Source organism: Actinoplanes sp. NPDC023714, from assembly GCF_040639855.1.
Classification (GTDB): domain Bacteria; phylum Actinomycetota; class Actinomycetes; order Mycobacteriales; family Micromonosporaceae; genus Actinoplanes.
This window is the reverse complement of the sequence record NZ_JBFAAR010000013.1, coordinates 215,483-234,876: the sequence shown is the minus strand read 5'-3', so window position 1 is coordinate 234,876 and position 19,394 is coordinate 215,483. Positions and strand designations below refer to the sequence as shown.

Annotated in this window: 17 protein-coding genes; 10 read left to right on the top strand and 7 right to left on the bottom strand. The window is 71.3% G+C overall.

Going from position 1 to position 19,394, the window contains the following annotated elements; translation table 11 throughout:
* The first annotated feature begins 32 nt into the window (after positions 1-32).
* The 10 genes from AB0G10_RS38960 to AB0G10_RS38915 are packed head-to-tail and all read left to right on the top strand — an operon-like array spanning position 33 to position 11,367.
* Positions 33-1,658, top strand: coding sequence for a carbamoyltransferase C-terminal domain-containing protein (locus tag AB0G10_RS38960; RefSeq protein ID WP_360934011.1), 1,626 nt, complete (start codon positions 33-35; stop codon positions 1,656-1,658).
* Positions 1,658-2,770, top strand: a complete 1,113-nt coding sequence (locus AB0G10_RS38955) for a glycosyltransferase (RefSeq protein ID WP_360934008.1) — start codon at positions 1,658-1,660, stop codon at positions 2,768-2,770. The genes AB0G10_RS38960 and AB0G10_RS38955 overlap by 1 nt, the downstream gene beginning before the upstream one ends.
* Positions 2,767-4,467 carry an HAD-IIIA family hydrolase gene (locus AB0G10_RS38950; RefSeq protein ID WP_360934005.1) on the top strand — a complete coding sequence of 567 codons (1,701 nt, stop codon included), beginning with the start codon at positions 2,767-2,769 and terminating at the stop codon, positions 4,465-4,467. Before AB0G10_RS38955 ends, AB0G10_RS38950 begins: the two co-directional genes overlap by 4 nt.
* On the top strand, positions 4,464-5,387 hold the full coding sequence (locus tag AB0G10_RS38945; protein ID WP_360934002.1) for a glycosyltransferase: 924 nt from the start codon (positions 4,464-4,466) through the stop codon (positions 5,385-5,387). The genes AB0G10_RS38950 and AB0G10_RS38945 overlap by 4 nt, the downstream gene beginning before the upstream one ends.
* Entirely contained in the window at positions 5,372-6,574 is a 1,203-nt protein-coding gene (locus tag AB0G10_RS38940; RefSeq protein WP_360933999.1) for a glycosyltransferase, read from the top strand. The genes AB0G10_RS38945 and AB0G10_RS38940 overlap by 16 nt, the downstream gene beginning before the upstream one ends.
* Positions 6,571-7,173, top strand: coding sequence for an SIS domain-containing protein (locus AB0G10_RS38935; protein WP_360933994.1), 603 nt, complete (start codon positions 6,571-6,573; stop codon positions 7,171-7,173). The genes AB0G10_RS38940 and AB0G10_RS38935 overlap by 4 nt, the downstream gene beginning before the upstream one ends.
* A complete protein-coding gene (locus AB0G10_RS38930) occupies positions 7,170-8,780 on the top strand; it encodes a PfkB family carbohydrate kinase (RefSeq protein WP_360933991.1) in 1,611 nt (536 codons plus the stop codon). Before AB0G10_RS38935 ends, AB0G10_RS38930 begins: the two co-directional genes overlap by 4 nt.
* A 1-nt stretch (position 8,781) precedes the next feature.
* Positions 8,782-9,462 carry an SDR family oxidoreductase gene (locus tag AB0G10_RS38925; protein ID WP_360933989.1) on the top strand — a complete coding sequence of 227 codons (681 nt, stop codon included), beginning with the start codon at positions 8,782-8,784 and terminating at the stop codon, positions 9,460-9,462.
* Positions 9,459-10,388: a glycosyltransferase family 9 protein gene (locus AB0G10_RS38920; protein WP_360933986.1), complete on the top strand. Its 930-nt coding sequence runs from the start codon at positions 9,459-9,461 to the stop codon at positions 10,386-10,388. Before AB0G10_RS38925 ends, AB0G10_RS38920 begins: the two co-directional genes overlap by 4 nt.
* Positions 10,369-11,367: a DNA topoisomerase IB gene (locus tag AB0G10_RS38915; RefSeq protein ID WP_360933984.1), complete on the top strand. Its 999-nt coding sequence runs from the start codon at positions 10,369-10,371 to the stop codon at positions 11,365-11,367. The genes AB0G10_RS38920 and AB0G10_RS38915 overlap by 20 nt, the downstream gene beginning before the upstream one ends.
* A gap of 252 nt (positions 11,368-11,619) precedes the next feature.
* On the opposite strand, the gene AB0G10_RS38910 is transcribed toward AB0G10_RS38915, so the two are convergent.
* The 7 genes from AB0G10_RS38910 to AB0G10_RS38880 form a co-directional block, all read right to left on the bottom strand.
* A complete protein-coding gene (locus tag AB0G10_RS38910) occupies positions 11,620-15,174 on the bottom strand; it encodes an AAA domain-containing protein (RefSeq protein ID WP_360933981.1) in 3,555 nt (1,184 codons plus the stop codon).
* Positions 15,174-15,548 carry a hypothetical protein gene (locus AB0G10_RS38905; RefSeq protein WP_360933978.1) on the bottom strand — a complete coding sequence of 125 codons (375 nt, stop codon included), beginning with the start codon at positions 15,546-15,548 and terminating at the stop codon, positions 15,174-15,176. Before AB0G10_RS38905 ends, AB0G10_RS38910 begins: the two co-directional genes overlap by 1 nt.
* A 787-nt stretch (positions 15,549-16,335) precedes the next feature.
* Entirely contained in the window at positions 16,336-16,608 is a 273-nt protein-coding gene (locus AB0G10_RS38900; protein WP_360933975.1) for a Txe/YoeB family addiction module toxin, read from the bottom strand.
* Positions 16,605-16,904 (bottom strand): type II toxin-antitoxin system prevent-host-death family antitoxin, encoded by a 300-nt coding sequence (locus AB0G10_RS38895; RefSeq protein ID WP_360933972.1) that lies wholly within the window; start codon positions 16,902-16,904, stop codon positions 16,605-16,607. Before AB0G10_RS38895 ends, AB0G10_RS38900 begins: the two co-directional genes overlap by 4 nt.
* Before the next feature lie 416 nt (positions 16,905-17,320).
* Positions 17,321-17,731: a type II toxin-antitoxin system VapC family toxin gene (locus AB0G10_RS38890; RefSeq protein WP_360933969.1), complete on the bottom strand. Its 411-nt coding sequence runs from the start codon at positions 17,729-17,731 to the stop codon at positions 17,321-17,323.
* Positions 17,728-18,006: a type II toxin-antitoxin system prevent-host-death family antitoxin gene (locus tag AB0G10_RS38885; RefSeq protein WP_360933966.1), complete on the bottom strand. Its 279-nt coding sequence runs from the start codon at positions 18,004-18,006 to the stop codon at positions 17,728-17,730. The genes AB0G10_RS38890 and AB0G10_RS38885 overlap by 4 nt, the downstream gene beginning before the upstream one ends.
* Positions 18,007-18,733: 727 nt before the next feature.
* Complete coding sequence (locus tag AB0G10_RS38880) at positions 18,734-19,375, bottom strand: exonuclease (RefSeq protein ID WP_360933963.1); 642 nt, start codon at positions 19,373-19,375, stop codon at positions 18,734-18,736.
* Positions 19,376-19,394 lie beyond the last annotated feature (19 nt).

Below are 19,394 nucleotides of genomic sequence, written 5' to 3'. Positions count from 1 at the left end.
TAGACGTGTGAATCCCGGGTATCCGCCGCGCTATGCGAGTTCTTGGCGTCAACGCGATCTTCCACGATCCTTCGGCCGCGCTGGTCATCGACGGACGCGTGGTGGCCGCCGCGGAGGAGGAGCGCTTCAGCCGGCGCAAGCACGGCAAGCGGCCGGTCCCGTTCTCCGCCTGGGAGCTTCCGGAGCTCTCCGCGGCCTGGTGCCTCGAGGCGGCCGGCCTCACTCCCGGCGACCTGGACGCGGTCGCCTACTCGTTCGACCCGGCGCTCTGCGGCGACATGTCGGCCAGCGACCCGTGGGACCACATGCGCGTCGACTACGCCCGGCGGGCGCCGCAGTTCCTCGCCACCGCGCTGCCCGGGCTCGACCCGGAGCAGGTCCGGTTCGTGCCGCACCACGTCGCGCACGCGGCGTCGGCCGGCCTGAGCGTCCCCGAGCAGAACGCCGTCCTGGTCCTGGACGGGCGCGGCGAGTCCGCCAGCCACCTGGCCGGGGCGTACCGGGACGGGCAACTGGAGATCTTCAAGAGCCAGGAGCTGCCGCACTCGCTCGGCCTGCTCTACGAGGACCTCACCCGGCACCTCGGCTTCCTGCACTCCAGCGACGAGTACAAGGTGATGGCCCTCGCCTCGTACGGCCGGCCGAAGTTCCTCGGCCTGCTCCGCGAGCTGGTCCACGCCACCGAGGACGGCGGCTTCGTCGTCGAGCGGATCGACTGGGACGCCCTCGCGAAGGCGCGCTCCGCCGACGGCGAGATGACCGAGGCGCACGCCGACCTGGCCTCCAGCGTGCAGGTCCGGCTCGAGGAGGTGCTGCTCGACCTGGCCCGGTGGACGTACCAGGCCTCGGGCGGGCTCAGCACGCTCACGATGGCCGGCGGCACCGCGCTGAACTGCGTCGCGAACGCCCGGATCGCCGCCGAGGGCCCGTTCGAGCGGGTCTGGGTGCAGCCGGCCGCCGGCGACGCGGGCACCGCCCTCGGCGCGGCCCTCGCGATCGGCGCCGAGCACGTCCCGTTCGGCACCGCGGCGCTCGGCCGGGGCTGGAGCGACGACGAGCTGGAGGCCGAGCTGAAGCGCGCCGCCGTGCCGTACACCCGGCCGCAGTCGATCGCCCACGAGGCCGCCACGGTGCTGGCCCGCAACGGCATCGTCGCCTGGTACCAGGGCCGCAGCGAGTACGGCCCGCGCGCCCTCGGCCACCGCTCGCTGCTCGCCCACCCCGGCGACCAGCACACCCAGACCCGGATGAACGACGTGAAGGGCCGCGAGCAGTTCCGGCCGATCGCCCCGATGGTGCGCGCGGAACGGTTCCACGACCTCTTCGAGGGCGTCTTCCCGAGCCCGTACATGCTCTTCGTCCACAAGGTGAAGCCGGACTGGCGGGACCGGATCCCGGCCGTCACGCACGTCGACGGCACCGCCCGGGTGCAGACCGTGCACACCGACACCGAGCCGCTGGTCGCCGAGATGCTCGCCGAGTTCGAGCGGCAGACCGGCCTCCCGGTGGTCGTCAACACGTCCCTCAACACCGCGGGCCGCCCCATGGTGGACACCCCGCGGGAGGCCCTCGAGCTGTTCGGCTCGGCGCCGGTCGACCTGCTCGCGATCGGCCCGTTCGCCGTGCACCGCGCCTCCGTCTTCGGGGAGCGCGCCTGATGGCGGACGTCACCGTCGTCATCCCCACACTCGGCCGGCCGAGCCTGTTCGAGCTGGTGGACGCGCTCCCTCCGATCCCGACCCTGGTCGTCGACGACCGGCCGGATCGGGATGCCCCGCTGAAGCTGCCACCGCACGTGCGCGTCCTGCCCGGGCGGTCGGCCGGTCCGGCGGCCGCGCGCAACACCGGCTGGCGGGCCGCCACCACCGACTGGGTGGTGTTCCTCGACGACGACGTGATGCCCGGCAGTGACTGGGCCACTCGCCTCGACGAGGATCTGCGCGACGCCGGTCCCGACGTCGGGGGAGTGCAGGCCGTGCTCCGCGTGCCGCTGCCGCCGGACCGCCGCCCGACCGACTGGGAGCGCGTCACGGCGGGTCTCGCGGACGGCGAGTGGATCACCGCGGACATGGCCTACCGCCGCGCCGCGCTGCAGGCCACCGGGGGTTTCGACGAGCGTCTCCCGCGCGCTTTCCGCGAGGACGCCGAGCTGGCGCACCGGGTGCGGGGGGCGGGCTGGGTGCTCCGGCGCGGCCTTCGTTCGACAACCCATCCGGTACGGCCGGAGCACCGCTGGATCAGCCTCCGCACCCAGCGGGGCAACGCGGACGACGCCCTGCTGCGCCACCTCTACGGCCCGCGATGGCGCTCGGTCCTCCAGGTCCCACCCGGCCGCCGCCACCGCCACGCCGCGGTCACCGCCGCCGGCGCCACCGCCCTCACCGCCGCCGCTCTCCTCGCCGCCCGCCGCGCCTCCACAGCTCTCCCTGCCGGCCGTCGTGCCTCCACCGCTCTCCGCGCCTCCACCGCTCTCCGCGCCTCCGCCGGACGCCCCGCGGGCCGCGGGGCTCGTGGCCGCCGCACGCTCATGGCCGCCGCCGCGATCGGCGGGCTGGTCTGGGCCGCCGGGACCGCCGAGTTCGCCTGGGCCCGGATCGCTCCCGGCCCGCGCGACCGCCGCGAGGTCACCACGATGCTGCTGACCAGCGCGGCCATCCCGCCGGTGGCGGTGACCCAGTGGGTGCGCGGCTGGCTGCGCTGGCGCGGCGCCGAGCCGATGAGCCCCGTCGCGCGGCGCACCGAGCCGGAACGGGCGGAGGCGCTCCGGTGAGCGGTCCCCTCTCCGACGCGGTGCTCTTCGACGCCGTCCTCTTCGACCGGGACGGCACCCTGGTCGTGGACGTGCCGTACAACGGCGACCCGGAACTGGTCCAGCCGATGCCCGGCGCCCGGGCCGCGCTCGACCGGCTGCGCGCGGCCGGCCTGCGCGTCGGGGTGGTGACCAACCAGTCCGGGCTGGCCCGCGGGCACTTCGACGAGGACCAGATGGCGGCCGTGAACCGCCGGATCGAGGACCTGCTCGGCCCGTTCGACACCTGGCAGATCTGCCCGCACGACGACGTGGCCGGCTGCTGGTGCCGCAAGCCGGCGCCCGGCATGATCGAGGCGGCCGCGGAGGCGCTCGGCACCACGCCGGTGCGCTGCGCCATGGTCGGCGACATCGGCCGGGACATGGACGCGGCCCTCGCCGCCGGCGCGACCGGCTTCCTGGTGCCCACCGACGTCACGCTCCCGGCCGAGGTGGCCGCCGCGCCCCACCGCGCCGCCGACCTGGCCGCCGTCACCGACCTGATCCTCGAGCGCCAGGACCTCCTCACCCCCGCGCCGCGACCCTCCGCGGACGGGCCGGAAAGGACCGGCGCGCCGGGGTCCTCCGAGCGGGCCGGGACGGTTCTCGCGGTGCGGTCCGACTCGGCCGGGGACGTGCTGGTCACCGGGCCGGCCATCCGTGCTCTCGCGGCCGGCGCCGAGCGGGTCGTGCTGCTGTGCGGGCCGCGCGGCCGGGCCGCCGCCGAGCTGCTGCCGGGCGTCGACGAGATCGTCGAGTGGCGGCTGCCGTGGATCGACCCGGAGCCCGGGCCGGTCGACCCGGAGGACGTCCGCGCGCTCACCGAGCGACTGCGCGAGACCGGCGCCGGGGAGGCGGTGGTCTTCACGTCCTTCCACCAGTCGGCGCTGCCGCTCGCACTGCTGCTGCGGATGGCCGGGGTGGGCCGGATCACCGCGATCAGCGAGGACTATCCCGGCTCGCTGCTGGACGTTCGTCACCGCGTACCCGATGATCTGCCCGAACCGGAACGTGCCCGCAGCGTCGCGGCAGCGGCAGGGTTCTCGCTGCCCGGTGGCGACGACGGACGCCTGCACGTAAAAGTCACGAAAAAACCGGAAAAATCGGGTTACCTCGTCGTGCATCCCGGCGCCAGCGTCGAAGCCCGCGCCTGCCCGCCCGAGAACATGCGCCGGATCGTCGCCGCCCTGGTCGAAAGCGGTCACGAGGTCAGAGTCACCGGAGGACCGGGCGAGCGCGAGCTGGCCGCCTACGTCGCGGGGGAGCACGGCATCGACGCCGGACCGACCTCGATGGCCGGCCTCACCGACCTGATCGCCGGCGCGGCGTGCGTGATCGTCGGCAACACCGGCCCGGCGCACCTGGCGGCGGCCACCGGCACCCCGGTGATCAGCCTGTACGCGCCGACCGTCCCGTACGGGCGCTGGGGACCCTACCGGGTGCCCGCCGTGCGGCTCGGCGACCCCGCCGCGGCCTGCCGGGACACCCGGGCGACGCGCTGCCCGGTGCCGGGCCACCCCTGCCTCACGTCGATCGCGCCGGCGGACGTCCTCGACGCGCTGCGCCGGCTCGGCGTGCGGCCGGACTCCTCCGAGCACCCGCATACCGCGCCGGCCGGCCGGCATGCGGTCCTTCAGGGCCAGAAACCCATCAACGAGACCGGCGAGGTGGCCGCGTGAACATCCTGCTCTGGCACGTGCACGGCTCCTGGACGACGTCGTTCGTCCAGGGGAAGCATCGCTACCTGGTCCCGGTGAACGACGACCGGGACGCGTGGGGCCGTGGCCGTGCCCGCACCTTCGACTGGCCGGATTCGGTCGAGGAGCACCCGCTCGAGGACATCAGGGACATCGACGTGGCGATCGCCCAGCGTCCCGAGGAGCTCGACCTGATCCCGCCGCACGTGCCGGTGATCTACGTGGAGCACAACACCCCGAAGGACGGGGACGTCCCGCACAGCAGGCACCCGCTGGCCGACCGGGACGACCTCGTCATCGCGCACGTCACCGACTTCAACGACCTCTTCTGGGACACCGGCGGCACCCGGACCACGGTGATCGACCACGGCATCGTGGAGCCGAAGGCGCGCTGGACCGGTGACCTGGAGCGGCTCGCGATCGTCACGAACGAGCCGGTCCGCCGGGGCCGGGTGACCGGCACCGATCTCTTCGGACGGTTCACGACGGTGGCGCCGGTCGACGTGTTCGGGATGGGCGTGACCGGGCTGGAGGGGGTCACCGTCTTCGACGACCCGCCGCAGCACGAGATGCACGCCGAGGTCGCCCGCCGCCGCGCGTACCTGCACCTCTGCCGCTGGACCTCGCTCGGCCTGAGCCTGATCGAGGCGATGCAGATGGGCATGCCGGTCCTCGCGCTCGCCACCACCGAGGCGGTCGCCGCGGTGCCCCCGGACGCCGGCGTGATCGCCACCCGGGTGGACACCCTCGTCGAGGCCGCGCAGTGGCTGATCGACGAGCCGGACGCGGCGGCCCGGATGGGGGAACGGGCACGACAGGTGGCACTCGCCAAATACGGGCTGGACCGGTTCCTGGCCGACTGGGACCGGCTGCTGGAGGAGGAAACATGCGCATCGCGATGATCTCGGAACACGCGAGCCCGCTGGCGGCGCTCGGCGGGGTCGACGCCGGTGGGCAGAACTCGCACGTCGCCGAGCTCGCCGCCGCGCTCGCCGGTCACGGCCACGAGGTACGCGTCTACACCCGCCGGGACAACCCGGACCTGCCGGTCGTGGTGCCGATGGCGGACGGTGTCGACGTCGTGCACGTGCCGGCCGGGCCGGTCGAGGTGCTCCCGAAGGACGAGCTGCTGCCCTACATGGGGAGGTTCGCCGAGTGGATGGCGGACGACTGGCGGGACCGGTGGCGCCCGGACGTGGCGCACGCGCACTTCTGGATGAGCGGCCTCGCCACCCTCGACGCGGGCCGGGCCTGCGGGGTGCCGGTGCTGCAGACGTTCCACGCGCTCGGCTCGGTGAAGCGGCGCCACCAGGGCGAGGCGGACACCAGCCCGGAGGGGCGCATCTCCTACGAGCGGCACATCGGGCGTACCGCGGACCGGGTGATCGTGCAGTGCCGCGACGAGATCGGTGAGCTGCTGCGCCTCGGGGTGCCGCGCTCGAAGATGGAGCTGGTCCCGTCCGGGGTGAACACCGACCGGTTCTGCTCGCGGGGGCCGGCCGAGCCTCGTACGCCCGGCCTCGCCCGCATCCTCACGGTGGCCCGCCTGGTCGAGCGCAAGGGGATCGAGGACTCGATCCGGGCGCTCGCGGCGGTGCCGGGCGCCGAGCTCGTCGTGGTCGGCGGCCCGCCCGCGGACCGGCTGGACGCCGAGCCGTACGCCCGCCGCCTGCGCGCCCTGGCCGAGCGCTGCCGGGTCGCCGACCGGGTGCGCTTCGCCGGCGCGGTGCCCGCCCACGAGATGCCGCGCTGGTACCGCTCGGCCGACGTGGTCGCGGCGACCCCCTGGTACGAGCCGTTCGGCCTCACCCCGCTCGAGGCGATGGCGTGCGGCGTGCCGGTGGTCGCCACCGCGGTCGGCGGCCTCACCGACACCGTCGTCGACGGGGTGACCGGCGACCTGGTGCAGCCGCGCGATCCGCGAGGGCTGGCCGCCGCGCTGCGCCGCCTGGTCAACGAGGAGGTGCGCCGGTTCGCCTACGCGGCCGCCGCCGAGGACCGGGCCGCCGCCTCCTACTCCTGGCCCCGTATCGCCGAACGCCTGTCCGCCGTCTATTCGTCAGTCGCAGACCTGGAGGTCCTCGCGTGAACCCCCTGGAAGATCATCTGGCCGGCCTCGCGGCGGCGCTCGAGCCGTTCCGGGAGCGGGCCGGCCTTCTCGAGGAGTGGGGCGCCCGGCTCGCCCGCCACCTGGGCCGCGGTGGCCGCCTGCTGGTGGCCGGCAACGGCGGCAGCGCGGCCGAGGCCCAGCACCTCGCCGCCGAACTGGTCGGGCGCCTGCGGGACGAGCGGATGCCGCTCTCCGCGATCGCGCTGACCCCGGACTCCTCGGCGGTCACCGCGATCAGCAACGACTACGGCTTCGAGGAGGTCTTCGCCCGGCAGGTCCGGGCGCACGGCCGCCGCGACGACGTGCTCCTGCTGCTCTCGACGAGCGGCCGCAGCCCGAACCTGGTCGCCGCCGCCGAGGCGGCGCGGGAGATGGGCATGCACACCTGGGCCATGGTCGGCCAGCAGCCGAACCCGCTCGCCGACGCCTGCGACGAGGTCCTGCGCTGCCCCTCCCCGGACAGCCAGGTGGTGCAGGAGCTGCACCTCGTCTCGGTGCACGTGATGTGCGAGTACATCGATCGGCACCTGCTCCCTTTCGTGCGGGCGGGCCGGGAGAAGGAGATGGTCACGGTATGAGACTCGTGATCGTCGGCGACACGCTGCTCGACCGCGACGTCGACGGCAGCGTGCACCGGATCGCGCCCGACGCGCCGGCGCCCGTCCTCGACGAGGAGAGTTCCCGGGAGCGTCCCGGCGGTGCGGGCCTCGCGGCCCTTCTCGCGCTTGATCATGGGTACGAGGTGAGCCTCGTGACCGCCGTCGCGGCGGACGAGGCCGGCGCCCGGCTCACGAAGCTGCTCACCGACGCGGGCGTCGTCGTCTACCCGCTGCCGCTGGCCGGCGCCACCCCGGAGAAGATCCGGATGCGCGCGGCCGGCCAGGTGCTGCTCCGGCTCGACCGGGGAGGCCCGCCCGAGCCGCCCGGCGACGCGCCGATCGCCGTCCTCGACGTGCTGCGCGACGCCGACGCGATCCTGGTCAGCGACTACGGCCGGGGGATGGCCCGGCACCCGGCGCTGCGGGCCGCCCTCGAGGAGGCCAAGGCGCCGGTGGTCTGGGATCCGCACCCGAACGGCCCGCCGCCGGTCCCGAACGTGCGCCTCGTGACCCCGAACGAGGCCGAGGCCCTCCGGCTCTCCGGCGACGCGGGCAAGGGCTCCGGCCTGTCGTCCGCCCAGCGGGCCGGCCATCAGCTGCGGCAGCGCTGGCGGGCCGGCGCGGTCGTGGTGACCCGGGGCGCGCACGGGGCGGTGCTCTGCCACTCCGGGCCAACACCCCTCGTCGTCCCGCCCTCCCGGGTCGGCACCGGCGACACCTGCGGCGCGGGCGACAGCTTCGCGGCCGCCGCGGCGGTGGCACTGGCCGGCGGCGCCCTGGTCTCCGAGGCGGTCCAGCAGGCCGTCGAGGCGGCGAGCGACTACGTGGCTTCCGGCGCACTGGCCGCGCGCGTGCTGACCCCCGGCGCCCGCCCGGCCCTCGCTCGCAGTTCAAGCGGCGGCCGCAGCTCAAGCGACGGCCGCAGCCCAGGCGGCGGCCGCAGCTCAAGCGACGGCCGTAGCTCAAGCGCCGGCTTCACCTCGCCCGACAAAAGCGATAAATCGGGAATGTCGGGTGAGAGGGCGGCGGCGAGCGGGTTCTCGGGCGGCGCCGGGCGTGAGGGCACCTGGGGCACCGGCGACCGCGACTCCGCCGGCGTCGGCGACTCCGCCGGCGTCGGCGCGGGGGAGGCCGGGGAGCTCGTCGGGCGGGTGCGGGCGGCCGGCGGGACCGTGGTGGCCACCGGCGGGTGCTTCGATCTGCTGCACACCGGGCATCTCGCCACGCTGCGGGCCGCGCGCAGCCTCGGCGACTGCCTGATCGTCTGCCTGAACAGCGACGACTCGGTGAGCCGCCTCAAGGGGCCGGATCGCCCGCTGAACAGCCAGGCCGACCGGGCCCGGCTGCTCGCCGCCCTGGACTGCGTGGACGCCGTCGTGATCTTCGACGAGCCGACCCCGGAGCCGGTGCTGGCCTGGCTACGGCCGGACATCTGGGTGAAGGGCGGCGACTACGCCGACGGCGGCCCGGAGCTGCCCGAGGCGGAACTGATGAAGCGCTGGGGCGGCCAGACCGTGATCGTCCCCTATCTCAACGGCCGTTCCACCACGAAGACAATTGCAGCAGCCCGAGCAGGAGGACAGTGAAGTGGACGCAGTCATCGTCACCGGTGGTTCGAGCGGTCTCGGCGCGGCGGTCGTCGACGCCGTGATCAAGGCGGGCGGACGGCCCTTCGTGATCGACAGGCAGGCGCCGAAGGAGGGCGTCGAGTGGATCGAGTGCGACCTCGCCGACACCCGCGCGGCCGAACGTGCCACCCGGGAGCTGATCGAGCGGGCGGGCGGCACGATCGACGGCGTGGTGACCGCGGCCGGCATGGACGTGCCGGGCGCGCTCGCCGACGTGCCGGGGGAGACCTGGGACCGGATCGTCGCGATCGACCTGCTCGCCACGGCCGCGGTGATCCGGGCCGCGCTGCCCGAGCTCAAGCGGTCGCACGGCGGGGTCGTGACGATCTCGTCGACGCTGGGGGTCAAGGCGGTCGGTGACGCGACCGCGTACTGCGCCGCCAAGTTCGGCGTGGTCGGCTTCACCCGGGCGCTCGCCGCCGAGCTGGCCGGCGAGGTCAATGTCACGCTGCTCATCCCGGGCGGGATGCGGACGAAGTTCTTCGACGAGCGCGACGACCGCTACAAGCCCGGCCCGGACGCGATCCTCAACGACCCGGCCAACGTCGCCGCCGCGGTGATGTTCGCGCTCAGCCAGCCCGCCGGCTGCGCGGTCCGTGAGCTGGTCGTGGCGGCCGAGACGGAGACCTCGTACCCGTGATTTTGATCTTGCGCGCTCTCGGCGTGGGAGATCTCGCGACCGCGGCGCCCGCCCTGCGCGGGCTCCGCGGCGCCTTCCCCGGCGAGGATCTCAGCCTGGCCGCGCCCGCGTGGCTCGGGCCGCTGGTGGACGCGATCGGCGGCATCGACCATCTCGTCCCGGCGCGGGAGCTGGAGCCGCTGTCCGGGGCGCCGATGAACCCGCAGATCGCGGTGAATCTGCACGGCTCCGGACCGGAGTCGCACCGCCGGCTGCTGGACCTGGAACCCGGCAAGCTCTGGGCGTTCGCGAATCGTGCGGCCGGGCATCAGGACGGCCCCGGCTGGTTGGACGAGGAGCACGAGGTCCGGCGATGGTGCCGGTTGATGCGCTACTACGGCGTACCCTGCAATGAATTTGATCTTGATCTGAATCGGCCGGACGTGGACGTCGCCGAGGACGTGACGATCATCCACCCGGGAGCCAAATCGACGGCGCGCCGCTGGCCCGCAGAGCGCTACGCGGCCGTCGCCCGGCACTTGCGCTCGGCGGGCCACCGCGTGCTGATCACCGGTTCCGATTCCGAGCAAGAGCTTTGTGTACGGGTGAGCGAACTGGCCGGCCTGGGTCCGGAGGCGGTGCCCCGCACCGGGCTGGCCGAACTGCTGGGCCTCGTCGCGACCGCCCGCCTCGTGATCAGCGGGGACACCGGCATCGCCCACCTGGCGACCGGCTACCGAACGCCCTCGGTGACCCTTTTCGGTCCCGTCTCCCCGGCCCGCTGGGGACCGCCGGCGGATCGGCCATGGCACCGCGCGATCTGGCACGGCACCCGCAGCGAACGCGGCGACCTGCCCGGCCCGGTCCATCCCGCACTGCTGGAGATCTCGGTGGATGAGGTGCTCGCGGCGGGGAATCAAGTGCTGCATGCGGCTGCGTCGAAGTGAACTGAGCAAGCCCGGATTCGGCCGTCGCCGGTCCGGCAAGGGCTTCACCTATCTCGACCGGGACGGCGGCCGGCTCACCTCCGCCGAGGACGTCGAACGGATCAAGGCCCTGGTGATCCCGCCCGCCTGGCAGGACGTCTGGATCTCCCCGGACCCCCGCGGGCACATCCAGGCCACCGGCGTCGACGCGGCCGGGCGCAAGCAGTACCTCTACCACCCGCAGTGGCGGGAGCAGCAGGATCGGGTGAAGTTCGACCACGCGCTGGAGGTGGCGTCCCGGCTGCCCGAGGTCCGGGACCGCCTCCAGGACGACCTGACCGGCGGCGGCCTGTCCCGGGCCCGCGTCCTCGCCGCGATCGTCCGGCTGCTCGACATGGGCATGTTCCGGATCGGCGGCGCCGAGTCGGCGGCCCGCGAGGAGGACCCGTCCTACGGCCTCTCCACGCTGCGCCCCGACCACGTGCGGACGAAGGGCGGCTGCGTGCTGCTGGAGTTCACCGGCAAGTCCGGCGTCGAGCACGCCAAGACCGTCGGCGACGGCGAGGTCTGCGCCGTCCTCCGCGACCTGAAACGCCGCCGCCGCGGCGAGGAGCGCCTCTTCGCCTTCTGGGACCCGAGCCGCCGCACCTGGCGCGAGATCCGCGCCGACGCCATCAACGACTACCTGCGCGAGATCAGCGGCGAACAGATGACGGCGAAGGACTTCCGCACCTGGCACGGCACCGTCAAGGCCGCCGCCGAACTGGCCGCCGCCGGCCCCCAGCCCACCGTGACGAAGCGCCGCAAGGCCGTGGCGCAGGCGCTCCGCGAGGTCGCCGACATGCTCGGCAACACCCCTACGGTGGCCCGCCAGTCCTATGTCGATCCGCGGGTGATCGAGCACTACGAGAAGGGCGTGGTGGCGGATGTGGAGCCGGGGGAGCCGCGCGAGAAGGCGGAGGAGGAGGTGCTGGACCTCCTCGGCGATTCCCCCGACTGACCGGTCAGGGGGTGGGTGGGGTGGGGGCGGCGCCTCGATCGGCCCATCGCCCGCGCCGGCACCGACCGATCGGTTGTGGGTTCGAGTCCCGTCCGGCCCACGGTACTGGCCTGAGGACGGCCTCCAGACCCCCTGTCTGGTGGTCGCGCCCAGGTGGTCCGGTCACGGCCGTGCGGCAGCTCGCCCGCCGCGAATTTGACGGCCAGTCACCGTCGTCAGCCTGCCGAACGGTTCATCAAGGCCAACGCCCCGTCACTCCACAGACCTGACATTGAGCGCCTCGCGCAGTTCGGCAACGACCTGGCCCGGCTCGGCGAGACAGCGCCAGGCCGGCACGCGCCGCACTTCCGTGACTGCGGCGATGATGTCGAGTCGACCCAGGACCCGACGAAGAGCTCGCCCGTCCGGATCACCCTCGGGATCGTCGACGAGTACCGCCAGGGTCTTGTCGCCGAGGCTGAGCGTGAAGTCGACCGGATACCCCGGGAGTGGTGTGCCCCAGCACACGGTCAGCCCGGCGTCGCGCAGTCCGGGGATCAGCTTGTCGACCGGGCGCGGGTTGACGTCGGGGTTGTCGGCCGCTGGTGCTGACGGTGTGGCGAGCGCGGCGAGCAGGCCGCGTTGCGCGGACCACCACGATCTATTGCCCACGACGAACAGCTGGGACTTGGCCCGGGTGATCGCGACGTTCCACAGGTTGGTCTGGTTGACGAGCCAGCCCCGGGTTTGCTCACTGATGCCCTGCGCACCGACCGGCGAGATGACCATGATGTCCCTCTCGCTGCCCTGAAACTTGTGAATGGTCGCGCACAGCAAGTTGTCGCCGAGGCCAGCTTCCTTGAGGTCCCGGTCCAGGGCGCGCTGCTGCTCGGCAAGTGGCGTCACCACACCGATGGAGGCGTCCGGGTACTCCTTCCGTAGTTGCTGCACCTCGCCCACGACTGCCTGCACCTCGTCGAAGTTGCGACCGGACCCGGTGGCGCCGCGGCTGAAACGGCCCGGCACGTCCACCCAGCGGGTGGCCGGTTCGGCCGGTGCGGTCAGCCGGGCCGGGTCGGTGAGTACGACCAGCTGGTTCTGGTAGACGACCTGGTTCGGTGCGTCGATGATCTCCGGGTGGCAGCGGTAGTGCTCGTCGAGCAGGATCGTTTTCCCGGCCGCGGTGGCGAACGCCTCGTACGCCGAATGGCCGCGGTGGGTCAGCCGGCGATTCGTCAGCCACTCGTGCCCCAGCCCGTTGCGCGCCTGTTCGCCCTGGTCGTCAGCGTCGGAGAGTTCCACCACGGGGGCGAGTTGCCGTGGGTCGCCGATGATCAGGGCACGCTTGGCTCGGTAGAGCATGGGGAGGATGGCCGCGGGGGTGCATTGGGCGGCCTCGTCGATGACGACCAGGTCGAACAGTCCGGCATCGGGCCGCAGCCGGCGAGCCGACATCGCGGTGGTCGCCCAGCTGGGAAGCACGGCGAGGATCGCCGGCATGGAGGACCAGCTTTTCCCGTCCGGCTTCGCCATCTCGTCGGCCCGGTTCTGCAGCACGGTCGCGCCGGCGGTGACCCGGGCGGCGATCTGTGCGCGCAGCAGCTGATCGCTGTGCTCGGGTCGGGTGTCTCGTTGCAGAGTTCGTAGCCGCTTCCAGGATTGTCCGGCGGTGCGCGGCAGGGACGCGAGTTGTTGCCGTCGCTCGCGCCAGCACTGCTCTATGACTGCCTGCTCACCGAGGGTGGCGATCGACGCAGGGCCGGACACCCCTCGGGACCGCAGCCGCCAGCGGTACCACCACCCGAACCACCAGCTCCCCAGCGCCCGGTCGGTGAGGTCGACCAGCCGGGTCAAGGAGGCATCGTCAGCGTCGGCCAGCGTGAGGTCCCGCTCGAGGGCGAGGTCGGCGAGATCGCGTTCGAGGAGACGGTGTTTGTCGAGATCGTCGCGCAGTTGGCTGATCTGCTGCGCCGCGAGCCGCAACTCGTTCCATGGGCCGCGAACGTCCGGCATCGGCGGTGACCACGCCTGCAACACATCGGCGAGGTACTGCGGTTCCCGCTGCCGATAATCCTTGTTTCCGGTGCGTAGCACCAATCCGGGACCGATCATGCCGGTGACCCGCTCGACGACCTCGTTGACCGCGCGATTGTTGGTGGAGCCGATAAGCACGCTCTGCCCGGCCGCTGTCGCGGTAGCCAGCAACGCGGTGACCAGTTGGCTCTTGCCGGTGCCGGGCGGCCCCTGTGAAACGGTCAGCGGGCGGCTCATCGCCGCTCGGATGATCTCCTCCTGCGTTTCGTTGACCGGACTCAGCGCCACCGTCAGCGCGGCGCTGTCCGGCTTGTCCTCATCGTCCGCCCCGCTCGACAGGGCACCAAGGGCGGTCGATGCGATCTTTCCCGCGTTCTTGGTGATGTCCCGCAGGTCCTCGATCAGCTGCTGCTCCGGGGACTCCGTGCTGCCGGCGGCGAAGAGCATCCCGGCGTTCTGCGCCCGGTTGATCGGCCCTGCGTTGACCTTTCCAACCAGGTTCTCCGGGTCGAGGGCGGACACCGGCTTCACGCCGAACGTGTTCGCCACCAGGTCGACGGCCTTGGCGAGGGATCCGCGATCGCCGGGCTCGATCAGTTCGGCCACAGCCTGGCGCAGTTCGTCCGCCTCTACCGCCGCCAGCTGGAAGTGGTCGATCAGAGCGGGGCTCGGCTGCGGTGGTGCCGGGTGCGCCGCCCCGTCGTCTCCGACGGTCAAGTCGGCGACGAGCAGAGGCGCCAGACGTACTCGCTGCTTGCCCTTCTGCTGCAAGGCGACGACGGGGTAGCCGTACTGCAGGGAGCGTCCGCTGTCCTCGGCGAGTTTCGCAAGCTGCCGCCCACTCCCCTTCAGCGGGATTGCCCCGGTGGCAGAGAAGATGACTTCCTGGCCTGCGGGCGCGGCGAGGTAGGCATCCCTATCCCCTGGATTCACGAAGAACTGCAGAACGGCCGAACGTTGTAGGCAGCCGACGTAGTAGGTGAGTAACTGCCGCCACCGGTCGGTGTCGAACGGTGCGTCGTCCGGCTCCTCGGTCCGGACGCTCGGCGGCCGCTGCACGCGCTCGCCCGGCCCAGCCACCAGCGGGATGGGGTCGGTGACACCTTCGCTCGACTCGACCGGCTTATCCTGGCGGCGGCGTGCCATCTCGGTCATGGCGTATCGGGAAAGGTCGCTCGCGGTGATCCAGCCGTCCTCGGCGGTCGACTGAGCCGCCCCGCGCAGCCCGGCGAGCAGCACCTCGGTGAACACCGACGGCCGATCCGGGCCCTGAGCCTTGGACGCCTTCAGGTGGTCGCTCGACTGGAGCATGAACGTGCCGCGCTCGCGCTTGAGCCGACGGGGCTCTTGCCGTATGCCGTTGCCGAGCCGGTGACGCGCGGTGAACGAGCCCGAGAAGCAGCAGTCCAGAATGACTACCTTCTGACTGGCCTTGGTGTGGTTGAGCAGATGGCGCAGTCTTCCCTCGACATCGAACGCGGTGGTGTGCAGCAAGGCCGTGTCGGTGTCGATGGTCCCGAAGAACAGCGACTGCCGGTCGTCGTACAGGATGCCGTGGCCGGAGTAGTAGAAAACAGCAAGGTCGCCGGTGCGCCGGGCGCCGTAGAACTCCTCGACGACCTGCATCATGTGCGCGGCCGGCAGATCAAGATGGTGTTCGACGCTGTCGAAGTCACCCTCGGTGTCCAACACCGTTCTCAGCTCTTCGACATCGCGGCGGACGCCGGGCAACGCTGCGAGCTTTGGGTCCGCGGGATACGTTGCGGTGCCCAGCACCAACACGTGCCGACCCATCAGTACGCACGCTCGATCGCGTTCCGAATGATGTCGATCATCTCCGAAGCCTGAGCCTTGGTCGGCTGATCGATCGTGAGCTCGATGTCGCCGACCTTCAGATGCGCCTTGCGACCCCGATTACGGCCGAGGAAGCCCAAAACCAAGTCGACGAGAGCCTGCGCGTAACCGGGATCAGCGGTCGCAACGACCGTCAGCGTCCCCAGCACCACTTCACCGACGCCCTTGCTGCCGGGCTCAGCATCGAGGTCGAGCCGACGAACCTCGCCAAGGTCACTCAGGTCCTCGGCAAGCTCGTCGGTCATCAGGTCGAGGGCGAAATCATCGTCCCCTGGCAGAGACGTAAAGCTGACCTCGACGACGACCTCGGACACCCGTACCTCCCGCTGAGCCACATCACAGCCGCATCCGCAACGCTACGGATAGTAAGAACGGCGAGGATTGATGTGTCGCCTTTCTGGCTGGGCTTCGGATTCGTCCGGCCGATTGCTGCTACGGCTCCTCGGCGGACAGCCGTAGAAGTTCCGTGGCCGCGCGAGTGGTCCTGGCCGTCGGCGCATGCATCGGGCGAGGGCATACAAAGCCTTCCGCACAGAATTCTGTGGTCTGTGAGCGGAGGCATCAGGCGGCGCGGTGATCGAGAGCTCCCGGGGAGCGCCGAACTCCTCGATGAGGCCGGTCAGTGCCTCGCGGAGGTCATCCAACACTGCTTGCTCATGTCGCCCTCGCCGACGACGGGCGCAGTTACCGTGCGAGACTCGCCACGAACCCACCACGGCGCGAGCGGGCGATCGGTCGTGAGATGGCTCTCGGCTCGGCCAATGCGGCGTGATCTGGTGAAACGATCCGGCAGCGGGTCACCGGGAACGACAGCGCGGCGGTTCGCATGGTGCATCGTCCGGTCCACTCGAATCTGCCTGAGGGCGACCCCCAGACCCCACATTGCGGTGGGCGCTCTGGGTGGGCCGGTCCAGAGGGTGGGGCGTTCCTGGCGTGTCTACTTTGGACCCCGCGATGCGGGGTTGCCGCCTGGAAGGGCGGGTAGGCGCTCCTTTGAGACGCTCCGTGGATCCCGATCCGGGGCGTTGATGGTGCGCTGTGCTGGCGGCCGTGCACCGATCTCAGATCGTCGACGAGGGCGGCATGCTGGGTTGACCGCTGTTACTTGTCGATGTAGTGGCCGTGGCAGGCAGCGATTTCCAGATCGCCGCCGCGGACACGGTAGATGAGCCGGTGTTCGTCGTTGATGCGGCGGGACGACCACCCAGAGAGTGGTCCTTTGAGCAGTTCGGGCTTGCCGAGACCGGCTCCGTGTGGATCCCGTTGAACATCGAGGATTAGTTTGCTGATCCGGCGGGCCATCTTCACGTCCCGGCGTAACCATCCGTCGTAGTCATCCCAGGCATGGGGAGTGAAAACGATGCGTAAGCTCACGCCGCTTCCTTGCCAGGTGCCGGAGAGGCGATTTTCGTGTCGAGTGGGTGCTCCTCGAGTAGGCCGGCGTCGGCCTGGGCGATGCTCTCCAGAAGTCGGCGGGCGTTCGAGGCGGAACCGAGAACATGCAGCGTCTCGTTCATGGCGTTCCACTCGTCGAGCGAAACGATGACGACGGCCTTCCCGCCGCCGCGGGGGATGATGCACTCCTCGGCATCATCGATCACGGCGTCCACCACGGCGGCGAGGTTCTTGCGAACATCGCTGATTGTCAGCACCTTCATCGAGGCCCCCACGGGTATAGCGTACTTTTGGACGTACGTCTCATGGTACGTCAGGTTTGCGGATGCCCGTAGAATCTGCAGCTACCGGTTCGAGCGAACAGCTCTTGAACTGATCAAACGTCTCGGCAGTGGATCGCCGGCGACAATGATCGGGCGGTTCGCATGGTGCAACGTCCGGCCCACGTTGATCTTGCATGCGAACCACAGCCGGGTGGTTCGCTGTCGTCGGCTGCCGGCGAAGCGCCGGCGGCGGTTCTCCATCCTGCGCGGGTGTCTTCGCAGCGATACCGAGCGTCGGTGGTGGCGGAGCCGGAACGGCGAGGCGGTGACGCGCGAGGTCGAGCATGGCTGTTCCGACTGGCCGGCGCGCTCGCGAGTGAGGCCGCCGAGCGGGGAGATGGCTGTCTGCCGGCCGCGGGCAGATAGGTTCAGTCCTGGCCGGGACTCGCCGTGGGTAGCCCTGCTGCCTTGGCGCTGTCGAGTAGTCGCCGGTCGTAGGTGACGAAGGCCAGCAACTCCGACCCGGACTCGTTGGTCAGGACCTGTGCGGTGGCGAGATGGATGGCGTCGAGGCTGCGCAGTGTCGGTTCGGCAAAGGCGGCCGCTGTCGCGCGGATCGTGTTGTCGATCTCCAGCCGGAACAGCCGCCCGACTGCGGCCGGTACGCCGACAAGTGCCTGGGGGGCCGACCGGCGCAACGCCCTGGGCACTTCGACCTCCACGAGAGCCGATGAGACGAGGGGTGCATCGCTGTGGGCGTTGAGCCAGGCGACGAGTGCGGCGCTGTGTACCTCCTGGCGGACGAGTTTGACGACGGCGGCGGAGTCGAGATAGATCACCAGCGCTCCTCATCGCGCATCTCGGCGAGTGTTGCGGCGGCGTCGATGTCATCGTCGCCGAACTTCGGTGGCAGAGGAACCGGACCTCCGCCGACAGGGGGAAGTGCCCGTCCTGCGGCTACCAGTCTTGCGAGGGCGGATCGGTCCTCGCCCACCGGCACGAGCCGGGCGACTGGATGCCCTCGGTCCGTGATCTCGACGGTTTCACCGCCGCTGACTCGGGCCAGCACTTGACTGGTGTTCTGGTTCAACTCTCGGACACCGATGCGCTCCATGCGGCAATGGTAGAACGCTATGTTCTACGTCGCCATGGTTCCGACTGTCGGTGGCTCCGGATGGCTGCCACGTCCGGCCCTGTTCGTGCCTGGTCCAGCGGGTGGCTCGGTGCGCCGTGTCGGCGCTCCTGGCGAATGGCCGATGATGGACGGCACCCGGAGATCTTGTCGGAGAGTCAACCCGCGCCGCCATGGTTCGAGGCGCCTGTCTTCGAGCCGGTTCGGCCGTGGCGAGCGGTGGATGTCCGGGACAGCGAGCACGTTCGCGCCGGTCGATGACACGCTGCTGCGCGGTCGACCTTCGCGGGCGCCTGGCAGCGTCAGGCGGCGGTCAGCGTGGTCGCCGGCAAAGAGTGTGGCCGTCGGGGCAGAGGTAGTAATCCACACCTGGGTCCAGACGTGTGCGCGATGTGATGCGGTAGGCGAGGGTGGGGCCACCCGGTGCCAGCACGATGACGTACGGGGCATTGTGGTCCCAGCCGCCGTCGTAGCCGATGAAGACGTCAGTCGCCCGGCATCCGATTTCGCATGCTCTCATCATGGCCATCGAGGTCCGGGATGAGGGTCGCGCTAACCATTTTGTGTACTGGCCGCAGGATTGCGTCTTCCAACGCGCGACGTCGCGAGGCAGCCCGGCATCGGATGACCGGCTCCCACCGCACGGCGGTTCGCATGGTGCCACCTCCGGCCCACCTGCAGAAATACACGGGCTTGGTTCTTGCGAACGTCACTGAGCGTCAGCACCTTCATCGTGGCCCGCCGAAGACGTGGGCCTCGGCGGTGCCGTTGCGCGAGCCGATGCCGTCCGGTGGCCTAACGCTCTGGGCCTGCGCCGGACCGCGGCGAAGACCTGGGCCAGCTCGGCCGCGTCGTCGCCGGCGTGGTGGGTGTGCGGCAAGTCGGTCAGGCCGAGCTCGTGCTTGATCCGCCCTTTGCGGCTCGCCACCCACTCACACCCGGTCGCGCCCATCCAGTAGCTGCGCAGATCCACCCCGGACCCGGTCGAGCCGAAGGGGCTGTGTCCGACGAACCGCACGAAGTACCAGTGCACGAACATCCCGTCCCACACGGCCGGCGCCGCCAGGAACACCGGCCGCCCGATCTTCCGCAGCCCGTTGACCCAGGCGGCGGCCGCCTTCATGGCCTCAGCCGCATCCGGGGCTTCCCGCACCAGCCGCTCCCGGTCGAGCCCGGAGACGGCGAGCGCCTGCGGCACGAACTCCTCGGAGATCGGCCGCAGCTCGGTGTAGAACGTGAGATCCGGTCGTCCGGCGACGGCCATCCCGAGCGACAACATGCTGTACGGCCCGGGAATGGGCCCGTCGGCCTCGACATCGACGGCGACGTAGAGCTCGGGGAGGGCGGTCATCGCCCGAGGCTACAAAGAC

What these genes read in the sequence shown, in the direction of transcription:
- AB0G10_RS38880 (WP_360933963.1), bottom strand. Translation starts at nt 19,375, where the DNA reads ATGACCGCCCTCCCCGAGCTCTACGTCGCCGTCGATGTCGAGGCCGAC.
- AB0G10_RS38885 (WP_360933966.1), bottom strand. Translation starts at nt 18,006, where the DNA reads ATGGAGCGCATCGGTGTCCGAGAGTTGAACCAGAACACCAGTCAAGTG.
- AB0G10_RS38915 (WP_360933984.1), top strand. Translation starts at nt 10,369, where the DNA reads ATGCGGCTGCGTCGAAGTGAACTGAGCAAGCCCGGATTCGGCCGTCGC.
- AB0G10_RS38960 (WP_360934011.1), top strand. Translation starts at nt 33, where the DNA reads ATGCGAGTTCTTGGCGTCAACGCGATCTTCCACGATCCTTCGGCCGCG.
- AB0G10_RS38940 (WP_360933999.1), top strand. Translation starts at nt 5,372, where the DNA reads ATGCGCATCGCGATGATCTCGGAACACGCGAGCCCGCTGGCGGCGCTC.
- AB0G10_RS38930 (WP_360933991.1), top strand. Translation starts at nt 7,170, where the DNA reads ATGAGACTCGTGATCGTCGGCGACACGCTGCTCGACCGCGACGTCGAC.
- AB0G10_RS38955 (WP_360934008.1), top strand. Translation starts at nt 1,658, where the DNA reads ATGGCGGACGTCACCGTCGTCATCCCCACACTCGGCCGGCCGAGCCTG.
- AB0G10_RS38910 (WP_360933981.1), bottom strand. Translation starts at nt 15,174, where the DNA reads ATGGGTCGGCACGTGTTGGTGCTGGGCACCGCAACGTATCCCGCGGAC.